15 protein-coding genes are annotated in these 20,064 nt (G+C 70.7%); 2 read left to right on the top strand and 13 right to left on the bottom strand.

All coding sequences use genetic code 11. The features are described 5' to 3' along the window. The first annotated feature begins 153 nt into the window (after positions 1-153). Positions 154-3,006 carry an aminomethyl-transferring glycine dehydrogenase gene (gcvP, locus tag A5767_RS12550; protein WP_024101099.1) on the top strand — a complete coding sequence of 951 codons (2,853 nt, stop codon included), beginning with the start codon at positions 154-156 and terminating at the stop codon, positions 3,004-3,006. Between the two features lie 136 nt (positions 3,007-3,142). On the opposite strand, the gene A5767_RS12555 is transcribed toward gcvP, so the two are convergent. From A5767_RS12555 to A5767_RS12580, 6 genes are all read right to left on the bottom strand, one after another. After that, on the bottom strand, positions 3,143-4,300 hold the full coding sequence (locus A5767_RS12555; RefSeq protein ID WP_024101098.1) for a metallophosphoesterase: 1,158 nt from the start codon (positions 4,298-4,300) through the stop codon (positions 3,143-3,145). Position 4,301: 1 nt separating this feature from the next. After that, complete coding sequence (locus tag A5767_RS12560; RefSeq protein ID WP_033098310.1) at positions 4,302-5,981, bottom strand: substrate-binding domain-containing protein; 1,680 nt, start codon at positions 5,979-5,981, stop codon at positions 4,302-4,304. A 196-nt stretch (positions 5,982-6,177) separates the two neighbouring features. Continuing rightward, a complete protein-coding gene (locus tag A5767_RS12565) occupies positions 6,178-8,361 on the bottom strand; it encodes a malate synthase G (RefSeq protein ID WP_064852428.1) in 2,184 nt (727 codons plus the stop codon). 66 nt (positions 8,362-8,427) lie between these two features. After that, positions 8,428-9,366, bottom strand: a complete 939-nt coding sequence (locus tag A5767_RS12570) for a hypothetical protein (RefSeq protein WP_064852429.1) — start codon at positions 9,364-9,366, stop codon at positions 8,428-8,430. Continuing rightward, positions 9,363-10,481 carry a hemolysin family protein gene (locus A5767_RS12575; RefSeq protein WP_006552756.1) on the bottom strand — a complete coding sequence of 373 codons (1,119 nt, stop codon included), beginning with the start codon at positions 10,479-10,481 and terminating at the stop codon, positions 9,363-9,365. Before A5767_RS12575 ends, A5767_RS12570 begins: the two co-directional genes overlap by 4 nt. Next, positions 10,478-11,881: a hemolysin family protein gene (locus tag A5767_RS12580; RefSeq protein ID WP_064852430.1), complete on the bottom strand. Its 1,404-nt coding sequence runs from the start codon at positions 11,879-11,881 to the stop codon at positions 10,478-10,480. Before A5767_RS12580 ends, A5767_RS12575 begins: the two co-directional genes overlap by 4 nt. A 304-nt stretch (positions 11,882-12,185) precedes the next feature. On the opposite strand from A5767_RS12580, the gene A5767_RS12585 reads away from it, so the two are divergent. After that, positions 12,186-12,827 (top strand): class I SAM-dependent methyltransferase, encoded by a 642-nt coding sequence (locus tag A5767_RS12585; protein ID WP_064852433.1) that lies wholly within the window; start codon positions 12,186-12,188, stop codon positions 12,825-12,827. Here the strand turns inward: A5767_RS12585 and A5767_RS12590 are convergent. The 7 genes from A5767_RS12590 to A5767_RS12620 form a co-directional block, all read right to left on the bottom strand. After that, positions 12,781-13,680, bottom strand: a complete 900-nt coding sequence (locus A5767_RS12590) for a DMT family transporter (RefSeq protein ID WP_024101095.1) — start codon at positions 13,678-13,680, stop codon at positions 12,781-12,783. The genes A5767_RS12585 and A5767_RS12590 overlap by 47 nt on opposite strands. A gap of 4 nt (positions 13,681-13,684) precedes the next feature. After that, entirely contained in the window at positions 13,685-15,136 is a 1,452-nt protein-coding gene (gndA, locus tag A5767_RS12595; protein ID WP_006552760.1) for an NADP-dependent phosphogluconate dehydrogenase, read from the bottom strand. Between the two features lie 71 nt (positions 15,137-15,207). Continuing rightward, entirely contained in the window at positions 15,208-16,158 is a 951-nt protein-coding gene (locus tag A5767_RS12600) for a M56 family metallopeptidase (protein WP_006552761.1), read from the bottom strand. Between the two features lie 13 nt (positions 16,159-16,171). Then, complete coding sequence (locus A5767_RS12605; RefSeq protein WP_006552762.1) at positions 16,172-16,582, bottom strand: BlaI/MecI/CopY family transcriptional regulator; 411 nt, start codon at positions 16,580-16,582, stop codon at positions 16,172-16,174. Between the two features lie 78 nt (positions 16,583-16,660). Next, positions 16,661-17,533: an ABC transporter ATP-binding protein gene (locus A5767_RS12610; protein WP_006552763.1), complete on the bottom strand. Its 873-nt coding sequence runs from the start codon at positions 17,531-17,533 to the stop codon at positions 16,661-16,663. Then, on the bottom strand, positions 17,530-18,666 hold the full coding sequence (locus tag A5767_RS12615) for a FecCD family ABC transporter permease (RefSeq protein ID WP_064852431.1): 1,137 nt from the start codon (positions 18,664-18,666) through the stop codon (positions 17,530-17,532). The genes A5767_RS12610 and A5767_RS12615 overlap by 4 nt, the downstream gene beginning before the upstream one ends. Continuing rightward, positions 18,663-20,064 (bottom strand): FecCD family ABC transporter permease (locus A5767_RS12620; RefSeq protein ID WP_082937687.1); only part of this gene is annotated, 1,402 nt, incomplete at its 5' end. The genes A5767_RS12620 and A5767_RS12615, both read right to left, overlap by 4 nt.

Genomic DNA, 20,064 nt, shown 5'->3' on the forward strand with positions numbered 1-20,064 from the left:
GGAAAGTGGCGGGAGCACCCGCCCGCCCACGGGGAAAGGCTCTGGCCGGCCGAATCTCTCAGGCGCTCGCTCCGCGAGCTCACGACAGAGGGGGAGGAACCACCTCGCGCGACCGCGCGCATGTGGACCTCGCCGACCAGCCCGGGAGCTGCGATGACAGATGCCGTCACCTCGAACTTCGCCGATCGCCACATCGGCCCCGACACCGCCGGCCTGAACCGGATCCTCGACGTCGTGGGAGTCGATTCCCTCGACGCCCTCGCCACCGCCGCGGTGCCGGCCGCCATCCTCGACGACCGTGCAGACAACGTGCCGACCGGCCTCGACGTCCTCGACGCGCCCCGCTCCGAGCACGACGTACTCGCCGAACTGAAGGCACTCGCGTCGCAGAACACCGTGGCGACGTCGATGATCGGCCACGGCTACTACGACACGCTCACGCCGCCCGTGCTGCTGCGCAACATCATCGAGAACCCCGCCTGGTACACGGCCTACACCCCCTACCAGCCGGAGATCAGCCAGGGACGCCTCGAGGCGCTGCTGAACTTCCAGACCATGGTCGCCGACCTGACCGGCATGGAGATCGCGAACTCGTCGATGCTCGACGAGGCCACCGCCGCTGCCGAGGCCATGACCCTGCTGCGCCGCGCGAACCGCAAGTCCAAGAGCCCGCGCCTGGTCGTCGACGTCGACCTGTTTGCGCAGACCGCCGCGGTGCTGGCGACCCGCGCCGAACCGCTCGGTATCGAGATCGTCACTGTCGACCTCGCTGCCGACGGACTTCCCGAGGGCGAGTTCTTCGGCGTGATCCTCCAGGTGCCCGGCGCTTCGGGCCGCATCATCGACGCCGCTCCGATCATCGCGGCGGCCCACGACCGCGGCGCGCTCGTCGCCATCGGCGCCGACCTGCTGGCCATGACCTTGATCACCCCGCCCGGGGAGCAGGGCGCCGACGCGTGCTTCGGCACCACCCAGCGGTTCGGTGTGCCGATGGGCTTCGGCGGGCCGCACGCCGGCTACCTCGCCGTCGGTAGCGCCCACACCCGCACCCTGCCCGGACGCCTCGTCGGTGTCTCGGTGGACGCGGACGGCAACCCGGCCTACCGCCTCGCGTTGCAGACCCGTGAGCAGCACATCCGCCGTGAGAAGGCCACCAGCAACATCTGCACCGCCCAGGTGCTCCTCGCCGTGCTCGCGGCCATGTACGCCTCGTACCACGGCGCCGAAGGCCTCACCGGCATCGCCCGCCGCGTCGCCGGGCACGCCCGCCGCCTCGCCGACGGTCTGCGCGCCGGTGGCGTCGAGGTTGTCCACGATGAGTTCTTCGACACCGTCCTCGTGCGCGTCCCGGGGCGTGTCGACGCCGTGCTCGCCGCCGCCCTCGAGGCCGGCATCAACCTGCACCGGGTCGACGACGATCACGTGTCGATCTCGTGCGACGAGGCCACCACCGCGGCGCACGTCGACGCGGTCCTGCGCGCCTTCGGCGTCACCGCCGGGGACGCCGCCGAGGGAACGGCGCTGCCGCAGGCCCTTGCCCGCACCAGCGAGTTCCTGCAGCATGCGGCGTTCACCCGCTACCGCACCGAGACCGCGATGATGCGTTACCTGCGGCGCCTGTCCGACAAGGACCTCGCCCTCGACCGGACGATGATCCCGCTGGGCTCGTGCACGATGAAGCTCAACGCCGCCGCCGAGATGGAAGCCATCACCTGGCCCGAGTTCGCGGGTCTGCACCCCTTCGCTCCGGCGGATCAGACGGCGGGGATCCGCCGCCTCATCGCCGACCTCGAAGGCTGGCTCGCCGCGGTGACGGGATACGACGCCGTGAGCCTGCAACCCAACGCCGGCAGCCAGGGCGAGTACGCGGGTCTGCTCGCGATCCGTCACTACCACCTCGATCGCGGCGACACCGATCGGGACATCTGCCTGATCCCGTCGAGCGCGCACGGCACCAATGCCGCATCCGCCGTGATGGCGGGCATGCGTGTCGAGGTCGTCGCGTGCCGCCCGAACGGGGATGTCGATCTCGACGACCTGCGCGCCAAGATCGCCGACCACGGTGCGCGCCTGGCCGCGATCATGATCACCTATCCGTCCACGCACGGTGTGTACGAGCACGACATCGCCGACATCTGCGGTGCCGTGCACGACGCCGGCGGTCAGGTGTACATCGACGGTGCCAACCTCAACGCTCTCGTGGGTCTGGCGCGGCCGGGCAAGTTCGGGGGCGATGTGAGCCACCTGAACCTGCACAAGACGTTCTGCATCCCGCACGGTGGCGGCGGTCCGGGTGTCGGCCCGATCGGCGTCCGTTCGCATCTGGCCCCGTACCTGCCGGGCCATCCGGCGGAGCCGGGACTCGGGGGAGCGGGACCGGTCTCGGCGGCGCCCTACGGATCGGCGTCGATCCTGCCGATCACCTGGGCGTACATCAAGATGATGGGTGCCGAGGGGCTGCGTCGCGCGTCGCTGACGGCGATCGCGTCGGCCAACTACATCGCGCGTCGTCTCGACGAGTACTTCCCGGTGCTGTACACGGGGGAGACCGGCATGGTCGCCCACGAGTGCATCCTCGATCTGCGTCCGCTGACGAAGGCGACGGGGGTGACGGTCGACGACGTCGCGAAGCGTCTGGCCGACTACGGCTTCCACGCGCCGACGATGAGCTTCCCGGTGGCCGGCACCCTCATGGTCGAGCCCACCGAGAGCGAGGACATCGCCGAACTCGACGCGTTCATCGACGCGATGATCTCGATCCGCGGTGAGATCGACCGGGTCGGGGCAGGGGAGTGGCCGGTGGACGACAATCCGCTGCGCGGCGCTCCGCACACCGCGGAATGCCTGGTGGGCGAGTGGAACCACCCGTATTCGCGGGAGATCGCGGTGTTCCCGATGGGGAAGAGCCGAGCCAAGGTTTGGCCGGCGGTGCGGCGTATCGACGGCGCACACGGCGACCGGAACCTGGTGTGCGCGTGCCCGCCCCTGGAGGCGTACAGCGGCTGATGCCGGGGATGGCCGACGGACACGTCCGTCGGCCATCATCATCGATGAGATAACTCCGAACGATACGGAAATCATAGAAAACCAGAATTGTCTCCCTGCCTACAACGAAACTCACCGAGCCACTAAGACAAGGCCGTCAGTTCGCGGCGGTCAGCTCGAGGACGGAGATCTCCGGTGGAGTGCCGACCCGCACGGGCGGTCCCCACGCGCCGGTGCCCTGGGACGTGTAGATCTGCGTGTCGCCGAAGCGGTCGAGTCCGGTGACGGTCGGGTTGGCCAGGGAGACGAACGGCCGCAGCGGCCACATCTGTCCGCCGTGGGTGTGCCCGGACAGTTGCAGGTCGACTCCGAGCTCGCGTGCCTCGTCGACGTGCCGCGGCTGGTGGGCGGCGAGGATCACCGGGGTACCGTCCGCGATGCCGGCGAGGGCGGCGGGCATGTCGGGGTGGTGCGGTTCGGGGGCGGTGTAGTCGTGGACGCCGGCGAGCGCGACGACGTCGCCGTCCCGCTCGAGGACGACATGGTCGTTCCGCAGGGTGCGTACACCGAGCGTCTCCCAGTGGTTCAGCCACGATTCGGCGTCGTCGGAGTAGTACTCGTGGTTGCCGCTGACGCCGTACACCCCGAGCGGGGCCTGCAGTTGCCGGAGCGGTTCGAGATCGGAGCCGACGAGTTCGACGGTGCCGTCGGCGAGGTCGCCGCCGAGCACGATCAGGTCGGGTTGCTCCTCGGCGACGAGGTCGACGACACCTTGCACGAAGTCGGCTCCGCGGGAGGGTCCGACGTGCAGGTCGGTGACGAGCGCGATGCGGGCACCGTCGAAGCCGGCAGGCAGGTCCTGCAGGGCGACGGGCACAGTGACGATCTGCGGCCGGTCGGCCTCGATCGTGCCGTATCCGACGGCGGCGACCGCGGCCACGACGAGCACGGCGGTCGCGATACGCAGCCCCCGTCGCGGGGTCTCGACGGTGCCGTCCTCGGTGATCGGCCGGGGTTGCCCGCGTCGGGCGAGGCGGGCGACGAACAACGCGACTCCGATGAGCAGGAGCCCGAGCATCAGGTACAGCACCACCGCCAACCAACTCCAGCCGAGGAACCCGATGGGGCGGGCCCAGGCAGGATCGAGCACCGTGCCCACCCCGGAGGCGCCGAGCGTGAGCACGAACAGGACGACGAGGACGAGATCGGCGGCGAGTGCGGCAGGTCGCGGCAGGCCGGGTGCCCGGACGAGTCGTCGATGCAGCAGGTAGGTGAGGAGGGCAAGGAAGACCCCCACGACGAGAAGTCGGAGCACGTCAGGACGTCAGCTTTCGGAGGAGGTCGGTGAGATCGGCGGGGTCGGTGGTGTCGACGACGGTGAGGCTGCCGTCGGTGGCTTCGGCGGCCTGTTCGAGGACGAGGTCGGCGCGGTCGCCGAGGACGACGACGTCGATCCGCACGGGGGTCTCGGGGGACGAGAGTTCATCGATCGCGGCGCGCAGGTCGCGGGCGGCTGCTTCGTCGGGGTCGTCGCTGTCGACGACGACGAGTACGGAGTTCGGTCGGCCCGGGTCGTAGTTGTCGACGGCGTCGCGGTAGGCGGCGGTGAGAGTGGCGTAGACGGGTTCGCGGTCGACGAGATCGATGTCGTCGAGGATCGAGGACATCGCCGCGCGCTTGGCTGCGGTGAGCCCGTCGCGGATGACGGCGACGCGGTGTCCCTCGGGGGTGTCGGCGAAGACGTACATGCCCATCACCGAGTTGATGGACGCGCGACGCATGGCCTCGCGTACGGCGCCTGCGGTCGCGGTGAGGCGGGTGCCGTCGCCGGCGGGGGTGCCCATGGAGGTGGAGGTGTCGACGACCATCGTGACCTTGCGCGGGGACACCGGGGCGAGACGCAGTGCGACGAGGACGTCGTCGACGGTGGGGTCGGCGGGGGCGAGGACGGTGTCGACGCGGGGCAGCGGAAGTTCCCCGGCGGGTTCGGGGACGGCGTCGGCGGTGCGGAAACCGTGGGCGGTGAGGATTCCGGCCTGCTCGGGGCGCCGCGCGTAGTCGGTGAACTCCGCGGCGGCGCGGGCGAGCGTCTCGTCGACCCAGGGGGCGTCGACGACGGCCGTGGGGAAGTCGACGACGGGCGCGACGCCGATCGGCAGGTGGCCGGTGAGGCCGCGGACCTGTCCATCTGTGAGGGCGCGGTGCAGTTGCTGTTCGATGACCGGCACGGCGTGGATCGGGGCCGCGGTGTCGGGGTGGGTGCCGAGCGCCGCGAGGGTGTCGGCGGTGGTACCGACAGCGCCGAGGGTGTCGGCGCCGAGGGCGAGGGTGCTCACGGCGGTGATGGCGGCGGGGGTGGCGGCCTGTTCGAGGGTGACCGGTCCGGCGCCGATGCCGGTGGTGGCGGCGGTGACGGCTTCGAGGGCGAGGGTGGTGGCGTGGGTCTGGGTGCCGGTGGGCAGGGCGAGGCCGAGGGTGCCCCAGATGTCGAGTCCGCTCTCGCGCATGGCGGCGGGGTCGTTCTGGAGTCGGGGCAGGTCCTGCCAGCGGACGGTGGCGGTGGTGAGGGCGCGGCCGAGGTCGGTGGGGACGGCGAGCACGACCGGGGAGGTGGCGAGGGATCGGGGGGTGCCGTCGATGGCGTCGGCGGCGCGGGCGCTCATACGGGTGTCGAGGGGTACCCACAGGGCGGGTTCGGGGCCGAGCGTCGGATCCCAGGCGTCGGTGCCGAGGGTGTCGGCGGCGGCGAGGCTGTCGACGGCGGTGATCTCGGCGGTGACGCAGTGGTCGCGGATGACGCGGACGCCGCCGTCGGTCCATTGTTCGGCGAGTTCGGTGAGGGCGGGGGCGATGAGGGGGTCGGCGGCGATGTGCAGGACGGTGTCGCCTTCGACGCAGGTTTCGGCGGCGGCGGTGGCCTGGTTGTCGATGTTGTCGCGGAGGCGGAACCAGCCGAGGACGGCGAGCAGGGAGAGTACTACGCCTAGGGTGACCACGATGACGCTGGTGCTGATTCCTCGTCGTCCGCTACCGCGATGTCGCCCGCTCACGTCGTGTCCGCCTCGTTTCGTTCGTCGATCCGATGGTCGAGTCTAGTGAGGGGCGGGATGTGATCCGGCTCCGCCGCGCGGTGCGGGGACGGGCAGGGCCCCGATCCGTGTGGATCGGGGCCCTGTGGTGTCGGTGTGCGGGTCAGGCGTACTTGGCCTTGTACTCGCGGCGACGGCGGTGCAGGATCGGCTCGGTGTAGCCGCTGGGCTGCGTGGTGCCTTCGAGGATGAGTTCCTTGGCAGCCTGGAAGGCGATGCTGTCGTCGAAGTTCGGGGCGAGCGGCCGGTAGCCGGGGTCGCCTTCGTTTTGCCGGTCGACGACGGGGGCCATGCGCTCGAGGGAGGCGACGACGTCGTCGGCGGTGACGACGTCGTGGCGGATCCAGTTGGCGAGGAGCTGGCTGGAGATGCGCAGGGTGGCGCGGTCCTCCATGAGCGCGACGTCGTGGATGTCGGGGACCTTGGAGCAGCCGACGCCCTGGTCGATCCAGCGCACGACGTAGCCGAGGATGGACTGGCAGTTGTTGTCGAGTTCTTCGCGCTTCTCCTCGGCGGACCAGTTGGAGTTCTCGGCGAGGGGAATGGTGAGGATGTCGTCCACGGTGGCGCGGCTCTTGCCCTGGAGCTCGTTCTGGACCGCGAAGACGTCGACCTCGTGGTAGTGGGTGGCGTGCAGGGTGGCTCCGGTGGGTGAGGGTACCCAGGCGGTGTTGGCGCCGGCCTTGGGCTGGCCGATCTTCTGCTCGACCATGTCGCGCATGAGGTCGGTCATGGCCCACATGCCCTTGCCGATCTGGGCCTTGCCCTGCAGGCCGCAGGCGAGGCCGGTGTCGACGTTCCAGTCCTCGTAGGCGGCGATCCAGCGCTGCTGCTTCATGGCGGCCTTGCGGACGACGGGTCCGGCCTCCATGGAGGTGTGGATCTCGTCGCCGGTGCGGTCGAGGAAGCCGGTGTTGATGAACACCACGCGGTCGGAGGCGGCCTTGATGCAGGCGGCGAGATTGACGGTGGTGCGTCGCTCCTCGTCCATGATGCCGACCTTGAGGGTGTTGGTGGGCAGGGAGAGGACCTCTTCGACGCGGCCGAACAATTCGGTGGTGAAGGCGGATTCCTCGGGGCCGTGCTGCTTGGGCTTGACGATGTAGATCGAGCCGGTGCGGCTGTTGGCGAGCGGGCCGTGGTCCTCGTCGATGTGCAGACCGTGGATGGCGCACAGGCTGGTGATGAGCGCGTCGAGGATGCCTTCGGGGACCTCGTTGCCGTCGCGGTCGAGGATGGCGGGGTTGGTCATGAGGTGCCCGACGTTGCGGACGAACAGCAGGGAGCGGCCGTGCAGTTCGAGGTCGCTGCCGTCGAGGGCGGTGTAGACGCGGTTCGGGTTCAGCTTACGGGTGAGGGTCTTGCCGCCCTTGTCGAAGGACTCGGACAGGTCGCCGCGGTTGAGGCCGAGCCAGTTGCGGTAGCCGACGACCTTGTCGTCGGCGTCGACGGCGGCGACGGAGTCCTCGAAGTCCATGATGGTGGTGACGGCGGATTCGAGGACGACGTCCTTGACGCCGGCGGCGTCGGTGCTGCCGATGGGGGATTCGGGGTCGATCTGGATCTCGATGTGCAGACCGTGGTTGCGCAGCAGCACCGAGGAGGGGGTGGCCTTGTCGCCGAGGTAGCCGACGAGCTTGTCGGGCTGGGCGAGTCCGGTGACGGTGCCGCCCTCGAGGGTGACTTTCAGTTCGGTGCCGTCGATGCTGTAGCCGGTGGAGTCGGCGTGCGAGCCTTGCGCGAGGGGTGCGGCCTTGTCGAGGAAGTCGCGGGCCCAGGCGATGACCTTGTCGCCGCGGACCTTGTTGTAGCCGGTGCCCTTCTCGGCGCCGCCCTCTTCGGGGATGACGTCGGTGCCGTAGAGCGCGTCGTAGAGCGATCCCCACCGCGCGTTGGAAGCGTTGAGCGCGAAGCGGGCGTTGAGGACGGGCACGACGAGCTGCGGACCGGCGGTCTCGGCGATCTCGGTGTCGACGTTCTCGGTGCCGATGGTGAACGGTTCGGGGGTGGGGACGAGGTAGCCGATCTCTTCGAGGAAGGCCTTGTAGGCGACGGGGTCGTGGGGCTGTCCGGCGCGGTCGCGGTGCCAGCCGTCGATCTTGGCCTGGAGGTCGTCACGCTTGGCGAGCAGTGCCCGGTTCTTGGGGGCGAGGTCGTGGACGATCTTGTCGGTACCCGCCCAGAAGGTGTCCGCGTCGACCCCGCTGCCGGGGATGGCCTCGTTGTTGATGAAGTCGTAGAGAACCTGCGCGATCTGGAGTCCGCCGACCTGCACGCGTTCTGTCATCACCCTCACTCTTTCCGGTTGCTGTGCGGCCGGAAACGTTCCGGCCACACGGAATCGTCGATTATGTTACCCGCCGGTAGTAACGGACGCAGTGGTTCTGTGCGTCTGTAGGACGGTACATCGATTCACCAGCTCTTCTCTCAGAGCTGCGGCGCGACGGGTGAGCGCCGACTGCTCGCGGACGTACTGTGCGCGTCCTGCGGCAGTCTCGATCCTGATGGGCGAGTAGCCGTAGTCCTCGAGATCATACGGGCTCGCCCGCATGTCCAATTCACGGGCTGCGGACGCGTGTCGCAGGCACCGCACCGTCAGCTCCGAATCCGTCAGGGGCAGCAGCTTGTACGCCCACTTGTACAGATCCATGCCGGCGTGCAGACAGCCGGGTTGCTCGGTGCGTACCTGCTGGTCGCGGGTCAGTTCGGTGGCGTTGCGTGGGACGGCGTCGGGGGTGAAGAACCGGAACGCATCGTAATGGGTACATCGGAGCTGCATTGATTCCACCATTGTGTCGGTTCCGGTATGGCCGAGCCGCAACGGCACCGACGAGTGCCGCACCCCGTCGGCTCCCGCCCGGTACACCATCGCCCATTCGTGCAATCCGAAGCAGCCGAGCTGCGGCGGCCGGGAGGAGGTCGCGGTGAGCAGCCCCGCGACGAAGTCGACGGTGTCGGCGCGTCGGTCGAGCACCTCCCGGCTCACCCGCACCCCCGGCTGCCCGTCGACGGTGGCCCGTTCGTAGCCGGGATGGTCGCGGTAGCCGCGCACCGCGGCCGCGCCGAGCAGCACGGTGCCGTAGCCGGGATGCCAGCGCCGCAGCTGACTCGGCCGCAGGCTGTAGTAGGTGAACAGGAAGTCGTGCACGGGATGGGTGCGGCCGGCGGCGCGTCGTTCGAGATGCCCGGCGAGCAGCTCGTCCACGGCGGCGTGATGGGCGTCGCGCCGCGCGGTCCACTCGTTCTCGGTGAGGATCGCCGGGCGGTCGGTCACGGACAGGGAGCGGGTCATGGTTCTCGTTCGGTCGATCGGGGTGCGGTGGTGCGGGGGCGGTTGCCCAGCGGATCCGCGACCCGGTGGGTGGCGTCGCGGACCGTTCCGACGAACTCTTCCACGAGGTCCTCGAGCGCGACGATGCCCCGCAGTGCTCCGGTGGTGTCTGTCACCCCGGCCAGATGCGCGTTGCTGCGGCGCAGCGCGGCGAGCGCCTCGTCGAGACCGTCGCCGATCCCGATGGTCGGCAGCTCCCGGATCACCGCGGCGGGGATGACGGTCTCGGGACCGGTGGACTGTTCCCGCACCAGATCGAGCACGTCCTTGATGTGCACATAGCCGGTGATCGTGCCGTCCGGACGGCGGGTGGGATACCGGGAGAAGCCGGTGGTGGTGACCGCGTGCTCGACGTCGCCGAGGGTCGGGCCCGCGCCGGTGTGCGGGACGGTGCGTACCCGAGCGAGCGGGATCATCACGTCGGCGACGGTGCGGTTGCCGGTGGCCAGGGCGCGGGTGAGGCGCTTGTGTTCCTCCTCGTCGAGCAGCCCCTCGGAGCGGGATTCGCCGATCATCTCCGTGAGCTCCACGGCGGAGACGGAGGTGTCGAGTTCGTCCTTCGGGTCGATGCGCGCCGCGCGGAGGGTGGCGTTGGCGCACAGGTTGTAGAAGGCGATGACCGGCCGGGCGGGTCGCATGAACAGCAGGTGGATCGGCACGAGCAGCATCGCGGCGCGTTCCGGGCCGGCGATGGCGATGTTCTTCGGCACCATCTCGCCGAGCAGGATGTGCAGCACCACCACGATCGTGAGCCCGATGGTGAACGCGATGGGGTGCAGCAGCGCGTCGGGCACCCCGGCCGCATGCAGCGGCACCTCGATCAGGTGCGCGATGGCCGGTTCGGCGACGCGGCCGAGCAGGATCGAGCAGATCGTGATGCCGAGCTGGGAGCCGGCGAGCATGAGCGAGAGGTGTTCGCCGGCGTGGATGACGGTGCGGGCCCGGGTCTTGCCCTGGGCGAGCAGCGTCTCGAGCCGGTCGCGGCGGACGGTGATGAGGGAGAACTCGGCGCCGACGAAGAAGGCGTTGCCGGCGAGCAGCAGAACGGCGAGGACGATTCCGAACCAGTCGCTCATCGCTGCGCACCCCCCTCGTCGGCGGCCGGGGCGTCGTCCCTGTCACCGTTGTCGCCGTCGGGGTTCTCGGGGTCGGGGGCGGCGCCGGGCACGAGCAGCACCCGGTCGATGCGGTGCCCGTCCATCTCGAGGATGCGCGCGTACCAGGTGAGGTCGCGTTCGCCGCCGCGCAGCGGCAGCTGGATCTCGTCGCCGACCTCGGGGATGCGGCCGAGTTCGGTGAGGATCAGCCCGGCGAGGGTTTCGTAGTCGCCGTCGGGGGCGTGATAACCGGTGAGCTGGGCCACCTCGTCGGTGCGCAGCAGACCCGTGCACGACCAGCCCTCCCCGTCGCGGTGGGCGTCGAGTTCGGTCTCGTCGTGTTCGTCGCGGACGTCGCCGACGATCTCCTCGACGAGGTCCTCCATGGTGATCAGTCCGGCGGTGCCCCCGTATTCGTCGACGACGAGCGCGACCTGCATGCCGTCCGAGCGCACCCGTTCCATGACGGTGTCGCCGTCGAGGCTGGTCGGCACGGTGGGCACGAGGCGGGCGAGGGCGCCGACGGCGGTGGTGCCGCGCGCCGGGCCGGGCACGGTGAACGCGTGCTTGACATGCACGACGCCGAGCGGGGCGTCGAGGTCGCCGTCGACGATCGGGAAGCGGGAGTAGCCGGTGCGGGCGGACAGTTCGATGAGGTCGAGGACGGTGGCGTTGCGGTCGAGGCTCTCGACGGTGCTGCGCGGGGTCATGAGGTCCTCGGCGGTGCGGTCCCCGAACTGCAGGGATCGGTAGACCAGGCGGGCGGTGTGCTCGTCGAGGGTGCCGCTGCGGGCCGAGGCGCGCACCAGCGAACCGAGCTCCTGCGGGGAACGCGCCGAGCGCAGTTCCTCGGCCGGTTCGATGCCGAAGCGCCGCACGATGTGGTTGGCGGCGCCGTTGAGTCCGAGGATCGCCCAGCGGAACAGCAGGGAGAACGCCAGTTGGAGACCGGCGGTGGCGCGGGCGGTGCCCATGGGCCGGGCGATGGCGATGTTCTTGGGGACCAGTTCGCCGAAGACCATGGAGAAGGACGTGGCGATGAGCAGCGCGAGGACCAGCGAGGCGGTCGAGGCGACGGAGGTGCTCAATCCGATCGCGTCGAACAGCGGGGTGAAGAACTGCGCGAGGATCGGTTCGGCGAGATAGCCGGTGATCAGTGTGGTGATGGTGATGCCGAGCTGGGCGCCGGACAGCTGGAACGACAGGGTGCGGTGCGCGTGCTGGACCTGCCGGGCGCGCCGGTCGCCGTCGTGGGCGTGCGCGTCGACGGCGCTGCGTTCGAGGGCGGTCAGGGAGAACTCGGCGGCGACGAACAGGGCGGTGCCTGCGGTGAGCGCCACGAAGCCGAGGAGCGCGACGATATCGAGCAGGACGGACATCAGAGGCGGTCCTGCCGGGCGGGGTGGTGGCCGGGGTGGTGCCCCGGCCCGATAGAGGATCCTTCCGGCCCGGAGTCGCACTCCGTGCAGGGGGAGGAGGTGTCGGGCGGTGGGGTGGCTGTGGGTGCCGCGGGCACCGGTGTCCTCTCGTCGGGTCCGGTCGCGGACGGTGTCTGCTTGCCGGAAGTGGTTTCGACGGGTACCGATTCTACTGAGGGTGGTTGCCGTGTGTTGCGGTGCCGGTGACGGCGCGGCGCCTACGGTGGGGATCGAGCAGGTGTCCCGGTGGAACGAAGGAGCGTGGATGAGCGGCGGCGAGGGTCCGGAACACGGTGGCGGCGAGCGGGTGCCGAGCCGGTGGGAGGAGATCGTGGCGGAGAATCCGGCGCATTCGTCGTGGTACGTCGAACGGTTCCGTGCGATGGTCGCCCGGGGGCAGGACACTGTCGGGGAGGCCCGGTTGATCGATGCGATGGTGCCGCGTGGGGCGCGGATCCTCGACGCAGGGTGCGGGCCGGGCCGGCTCGGCGGTTATCTGCATCGGGCCGGGCACAGTGTGGTCGGGGTGGATGTCGATCCGGTGCTGATCGCGGCGGCGGAGGAGGATCATCCGGGGCCGAGGTGGCTGGTGGGGGATCTGGCCGAGCTGGATCTGCCGGCCCGCGGTGTCGACGCCGATTTCGATGTGATCGTGTGCGCGGGGAATGTGATGACCTTCGTGGCGCCGTCGACCCGGGTGGCGGTGCTGCGCAATTTCGCGGCGCATCTGGCGCCGCAGGGCCGGGGGGTGATCGGTTTCGGGGCGGGCCGTGAGTATCCGTTCGAGGAGTTCGTCGCCGATGCGCAGCAGGCGGGTCTGGCGGTGCAGGTGCGGTTGTCGACCTGGGATCTGCGGCCGTTCAGCGATGACGCGGAGTTTCTGGTGGCGGTGCTGGGGCGGGCGTAGCCGCGGCGTCGGCGGGGGTGTCGGCGGCCTGGGCGCGGGAGAGCGCCACGGTGGTCACGAGCATCACGACGACGGCGGCGCTGACGAGGATCCGTCCGGGGCCGTCGGTGCGCAGGTGTTCGCCGAGCACGGTCATGCCGAGCACGATCGCGGCGAGCGGTTCGCCGACGGTCAGGGCGGGCAGCGATGCGGTGAGCGATCCGGCCTGGAAGGCGCGTTGCTGCAGGTAGATCGCGGTGGCGCCGGCGGCGACGAGTGTCCAGGTCTGCCACGAGCCGAGCAGTTGCGGGATGCCGTGTTCGGCGAGGTCGGTGACGTGTTTGGTGAACGCGCTGGTCACGCCGTAGAGGACGCCGGCGGCGATCCCGAACGACAGTGCCCGCCGTCGCGGGGAGAGCAGGGCGACGACGACTGCGGCGGCGGTGACGGCGAGCACCGTTCCGAGCGGCAGCGCCCAGCGGGCGGCGGCGGCATCTCCGGTGCCTTCGCTGGGGTTGCCGGCGAGCAGGAAGATCGCCAGCGCCGCGCACAGTGCGCCGGCGAGTAGCCAGGTGGTGCGGGTGACGCGGCGGCCGGTGGTGGCGGCGGCGAGCGGCAACGCGAACAGCAGTGACGCGACGAGCAGGGGCTGGACGAGCAGCACCGATCCGAAGACGAGCGCGATGACCTGCAGTACGTAGCTGCCGCCGTCGCCGAGGATGCCCGCCCACCAGCGGGGGCTGCGCAGCAGCGAGCCGACGAAGGAGTCGGTGTCGGGCACGGCAGCGGCCGAGGTCTGTTGCGCGACACTGCCGACCGCGATGAGCGCGGCGGCGGCGAGTGCGCACAGGACGGCGACTGCCGTGCCCGTCATCGGGTCAGGCCTGCACTTCGGAGCGGTCCCCGCTCCACAGGGTGTGGAACTTGCCGGGCTTGTCGGTGCGCTCGTAGGTGTGGGCACCGAAGAAGTCGCGCTGGCCCTGGGTGAGGGCGGCGGGCAGCCGGTCGGCGCGCAGCCCGTCGTAGTAGGACAGCGACGACGCGAAGGCCGGGACGGGGATGCCGAGTTGGGTGGCGGTGACCACGACGCGCCGCCAGCTGTCGATGCCGATCTCGATGGCGTCGCGGAAGTACGGTGCGAGGATCAGGCTGGGCAGGGCCGGGTCGGCGTCGTAGGCCTCTTTGATGCGGTTGAGGAACTGGGCGCGGATGATGCAGCCGCCGCGCCAGATCGTTGCGAGCGCGGCGCGGTCGACGTTCCAGCCGTATTCGGCGCTGCCGGCGGCGATCTGGTCGAAGCCCTGCGCGTAGGCGACGATCTTCGACGCGTACAGGGCGGCGCGGATGTCCTCGGTGAACTGCGCGGCGTCGGTGGGGGCGGCGCCGAGGTTGCCGGCGGCAAGGCCGCGGGCGGCGGCGCGCTGGTCGCGGGAGCCGGACAGGGCGCGGGCGAAGACGGCTTCGGCGATGCCGGTGACGGGGACGCCGAGGTCGAGGGCGGCTTTGACGGTCCAGCGGCCGGTGCCCTTCTGTTCGGCGGCGTCGACGATGACGTCGACGAGGGGTTTGCCGGTGGCGGCGTCGGTCTGGCGCAGCACCTCGGCGGTGATCTCGATGAGGTAGGACTCGAGGGTGCCGGTGTTCCAGTCGGCGAAGACGTCGGCGATCTGCCCGGCGTCGTAGCCGAGGGCGTCGCGCAGCAGGTGGTAGGCCTCGCCGATGAGCTGCATGTCGGCGTATTCGATGCCGTTGTGCACCATCTTCACGAAGTGGCCGGCGCCGTCGGGGCCGATGTGGGTGCAGCAGGGGGTGCCGTCGACCTGGGCCGCGATGGTTTCGAGCAGCGGGCCGAGCGCCTCGTACGATTCGGCGGGGCCGCCGGGCATGATGGACGGGCCGTTGAGGGCGCCTTCCTCGCCGCCGGAGATACCGGCGCCGACGAAGTGCAGGCCGCGGGCGCGCAGGGCGGCTTCGCGGCGGATGGTGTCGGTGTAGAGGGCGTTGCCGCCGTCGATGATGATGTCGCCGGGTTCCATCGCGTCGGCGAGCTCGTTGATGACCGCGTCGGTGGCGTCGCCTGCCTTGACCATGATCAGGACGCGGCGCGGCTTTTCGAGGGCGGCGACGAATTCGTCGATGGTTTCGGTGCGGACGAAGGTGCCGTCGCTGCCGTGCTCGGCGAGCAGCGCGTCGGTCTTGGCGATGCTGCGGTTGTGGAGGGCGACGGTGTAGCCGTGGCGGGCGAAGTTGCGGGCGATGTTCGAGCCCATCACGGCCAGTCCGGTCACGCCGATCTGGGCCTGCGGTGTTTCGGTTCGTTCGACGGTCATGGTCTACAGCTTCCCCCGAAACGGGGGCCGATCGAAATCGGGGCGGGCCGAACGGTGCGGCGTGTCGCGGCTCAGAGGCCGAGCAGCAGGGACAGTTCGGTGAGCCAGGGCACCGCCACGGCGATGGTGGGTACGACGAGGATGGCGGCGGCGGCGGTGTAGGCGGCGGCGGAAATGCCGAGGTTGGGCCCCGGTCCGGTGAGGCGCTGCACGCGCAGCACGGTGCTCGGTCCGCCGACGGCGAGGGCGCCGGTGGGGGTGTGGGCGCCGGCGCAGGCGACGAGGGCGCGGGCCAGCGGTGCGGGGCCGGTCTTGCGGACGGCGGAGTCGTCGGCGAGCAGCTCGACGAGCAGTTTGACCGAGCCGAGCGCCGAGCCGGAGCGCACGACGCGGGGGAACGCTTCGTAGACGGCGGTGAACGCCTCGAGGATGAGGTCGTGGCGGGCGCGCAGGTGGGAGTGTTCGTGGCGCAGGATCGCGCGTAGTTCGTCGTCGCCGAGGTTGTCGAGGGTGCCTTCGCTGAGCACCACCCGGTGCCGCAGCCCGGGCAGGCAGTAGGCGATGGGGTCGGCGGTGTCGAGGATCCGCACGTGCGGGTGGTGGCGGACGGCGGCGCCGCTCTCGCGGCGGTCGAGCAGGTCGACGAGCATGCGGTGGCGGGAGCGGCGGCGGCGGGTTCGTACCGCGACGCGCAGCATGGAGAAGGTCAGGCGGGCACCGATGAACACGGTCAGGGCGAAGACGATGACGTAGGTCAGCCACAGGGGCAGACCGAGGGCGTCGATCTCTTCGAGGGGCCCGGTGGTGGGTCGGCCGTCGGCGCCGGGTGCGAGGAGGCGGGCGGCGATGGCCAGGCCGCAGGAGAACGCGGAGAGCACCGCCGCCAGGGCCACGGACTGCCACAGCACGAGGGCGGCCCGGGGGTTGCGGTGCGGCCAGGTGGCGCGGGCGAGCAGCCCCGGCACCGGACCGGCGAGGAGAAGCGCTGTGGTTCCGAAGAACAGCGCCGTGGTCGCGTTCATGACATCGAGTGTGTCAGCCGGCCCGCTCGGTGTCGTGGCCGGTGCTGTCGTCGCCGTGTTGCGCTTCGAGTTTCGCCAGCGCCGCGCGCAGGGCGGCGGCTTCGTCGGCGCCGACGCGGCCGACGAAGTGGACGAGGGCGGCGGCGCGGCCGGCGGTCTCGTCGGCTTGGTCGAGGGCGTCGACCATGAGGCTGGCGACGAGTTCGTCGCGGCCGTGCACCGGCAGGTAGCGGTGGGCGCGGTCGTCGCGTTGCTGGATGACGAGGTTCTTCTTGGCGAGGCGCTGCAGGACCGTCATGACGGTGGTGTACGCGAGGTTGCGTCGAGCCGAGAGGGCTTCGTGGACCTGCCGGACGGTCTGTGGTTCGGGGGTGGACCACAGGTGGTCCATCACTGCGCGTTCGAGTTCGCCGAGTGCTGCCATGGGTCGATTCTACGGATTTCTCCGACGAATGTGCGTACTACCCCTAGTCGTAGGTTCTGACCTGCGGTGGGACCATCGTCACCTCCGGTGGGGACCTCCGGCGGCGCCGTAGACGTGGCGGGTGCCGATGGGCACGATCAGCGGCCGGTCGGACACCGGATCGTCGATGACCGAGGCGTCGAGGTCGAACACCTCGCGCAGCAGTTCCACGGAGATCACCTCCGAGGGCACCCCGGAGGCGACGACGCGGCCGTCTTTCATCACCACGAGGTGGTCGCTGTAGCGCACGGCGAGGTTCAGGTCGTGCAGCACCATCACCACGGTGCGACCGAGTTCGCTGTGCAGCCGGTCGACGAGGTCGAGGACCTCCACCGAGTGCGCCAGGTCGAGATAGGTGGTCGGTTCGTCGAGCAGCAGGATGTCGGTGCCCTGTGCGAGCGCCATGGAGATCCAGGCGCGTTGCCGTTGCCCGCCGGACAGTTCGTCGATGGGCCGGTCGGCGAGGTCGGCGATGCCGGTACGTTCGAGGGCGATGGCGACCTCGTCCTCGTCGTCGGAGGACCACTGCCGGAACCACGACTGGTGCGGGTGCCGGCCGCGGGAGACCAGATCGGCGACGGTGAGCCCTTCGGGCGCGACGGGGGCCTGCGGCAGCATGCCGAGCACCCGGGCGACCTCGCGGGTGCGCATGGTGGTGATGTCGTGCCCGTCGAGCAGCACGGTGCCGGTGCGGGGCTTGAGCAGCCGGCTCAGCGCGCGCAGCAGGGTGGATTTGCCGCAGCCGTTGGGGCCGATGACGGTGGTGACGACCCCGGTGGGGATGGACAGGTCCAGGTCGTCGACGATGAGCCGTTCGCCGTAGCCGAGGCTGATGTGCTCGGCGACCAGTCGCGGCGCCGCGTGCTCGATCGGGCCGGGGGCCGGGACGGCAGGCAGATGGGTGTCGGTCATCGGGAGACCTTTCGGTTGGAACGCACCAGCAGGTACAGCAGGAAGGGGCCGCCGAGTGCGGAGGTGACCAGGCCGACGGGCAGCGGCACCGGCAGGATGGTGCGGGCGATGAGGTCGGCGGCGACGACGAACAGCGCCCCGGTCAGGGCGGAGGCGATGATCGGGCTGCCCGCCGAGCCGACGAGGCGCAGGGCGATCTGCGGGGCGGCGAGGGCGACGAAGCCGATGGGGCCGGCGGCGGCGGTGGCGACGGCGGCGAGCGCGCACGCCGCGACGAGCAGCAGCGCCTGCTGGGTCTGCAGCTTCACGCCGAGGGAGCGGGCGGTGTCGTCGCCGAGGCGCAGCGCCCCGACGGTGAAGGAGGCGGTCGCGGCCCAGCCGCCGACGAGCAGCAGCGCGATCGCGGCGGGCACCACCTGACTCCAGGAGACACCGTTGAGCGAGCCGGTCAGCCACACCTGGGCGCGGCTGACGTCGTTGATGTCGGCGGAGACGAGCATCCACTGGGTCAGGGCGATGAGCATGGCGTTGATGCCGATGCCGATGAGCACGAGCCGGAAGCCGTCGGCGCCGCGCCGCCAGGCCAGCAGATAGATGACCGTGGCGGTGAGCAGCGCGCCGAGCAGCGCCGACATCGGCAATCCGAGGGTGGCGAGCAGTCCGACGATGGAACCGCCGCTGGTGACGACGATCAGGGCCACGGCGGCAGCGGAGGCGCCGGCGGTGATGCCGAGGATGTCGGGGCTGGACAGGGCGTTGCGGGACACCGATTGGGTGATGGCGCCGGAGACCGCGAGGGCGGCGCCGACGACCACGGCGGCGATCCCGCGCGGGAGGCGCAGGTCGAAGACGATGAACCGGTCGAGGCGTTCCCCGCCGCCGAGGAGCACCTCGACGACCTGTAGGGGGCTGAGCGGGTAGTCGCCGCGGCCGAGGGAGATCGACAGCAGCATCGCGGTGGCGACGACGATCAGCGCGCACACGATGACCATGCGGGCGCGCCAGACGACGGAGACGGAGCCGAGCCGGAAGGCGGGCCGGCCCGGGACGCGGGTGGAGACCTGCGCGGGTGAGCGGCGCTTGTCCGTCGTCGGCTCGTTCGTGTCGAGGGACGGGGTGGGGGTGTCGTTCACAAGGCCACCAGCTTCCGGCGACGGACGAGGGCGATGAAGAAGGGGGCGCCGATGAGGGCGAGCACGATGCCGACCTGCAGTTCGCCGGGGCGCACCACGATGCGGCCGACGACGTCGGCGAGGACGAGCAGTGCCCCGCCGAGCAGCCCGGCATAGGGCACGAGCCAGCGGTAGTCGGGGCCGGTGACCGCGCGGGCGATGTGCGGGACGATCAATCCGACGAAGGCGATGGGTCCGCAGGCGGCGGTGGCGGCGCCGGTGAGCACGGTGATTGCGGCGATGCCGATCACCCGGGTGGTGACGACGTTGGTGCCGAGCGAGCGGGCGACGTCCTCGCCGAGGCTGAGCAGGTTCAGGGCCGGGGTGGAGGCGAGCGCGATGAGCAGTCCGACGACGATGAACGGCAACACCTGCCAGAAGACGTCCATGCCGCGGCCGGCGACGGAGCCGACCACCCAGAAGCGGTAGCCGTCGAGGCTGGTCTGGTCGAGCAGCACGATGGTTTGGATCATCGCCTGCAGGAAGAACGCCACCGCCGCGCCCGCCAACGCGAGACTGAGCGGACTCGAGCCGCCGTTGCCGATGGACGCGAATCCGAACACCACGATGCTGGCGAGCGCGGACCCGGCGAAGGCGAACCACAGATACTGCGCCGGGGTGGAGAGCCCGAACAGGTAGATCGACAGCACCACCAGGAAGGCGGCGCCGGCGTTGATGCCGAGCAGACCGGCGTCGGCGAGCGGGTTGCGGGTGTGCCCCTGGATCAGTGCGCCGGCGACGCCGAGCGCGGTGCCGACCAGCAGCGCGAGCAGGGTGCGGGGGATGCGCAGCGAATGCACGATCACGTCGGTTTCGGAGCCGTCGTTGACGACGAGGGCGTGGAAGACCTCCGCGAAGGTCATCGGGCGGGCGCCGACGGCGATGCTGGCGAGCGCGCCGAGCACCAGCAGTAGGAGCAGCGCGGCCAGGCCGAGGAGGCGCCGGCGGCGCAGGGCGGCGACGTTGCCGTCGGTGGGGCGCGGGGTGAACTCGTCGTGGCGGGCGTGGCGTTCGGTGACGATCTCGGTGCCGCGGCGCAGCAGGGCACGGCGGGTGCCGGCCGGTCCGGTGGTGGCGCGGTCGCGCAGCACGAGCCCGGTCCACTGCAGGCCCAGACTTTGGCCGGTGCGGCCGGCGCGGTAGCCGTGGTTCCACCACAGCAGTCCGGCGGCGGCGGCCAGGGCGGCGCCGCCGAAGACGATGCGGTCGGTCTGGCCGCCGCCGTTGGCGTCGGCGAGGGTGTCGACGACGAGGGCGCCGATGAGCAGGGGGATGGCGAGGAGCGCGAGGTCGCACAGGACGGCGGCGATCCGGCGTCCCGGGCGGGGCGGGGCGGTCGGGTCGGCGTCCGGTGGGGCG

It is taken from the genome of Rhodococcus sp. 852002-51564_SCH6189132-a, assembly GCF_001665495.1.
GTDB classification, from domain to species: Bacteria; Actinomycetota; Actinomycetes; order Mycobacteriales; family Mycobacteriaceae; genus Rhodococcus; species Rhodococcus pyridinivorans.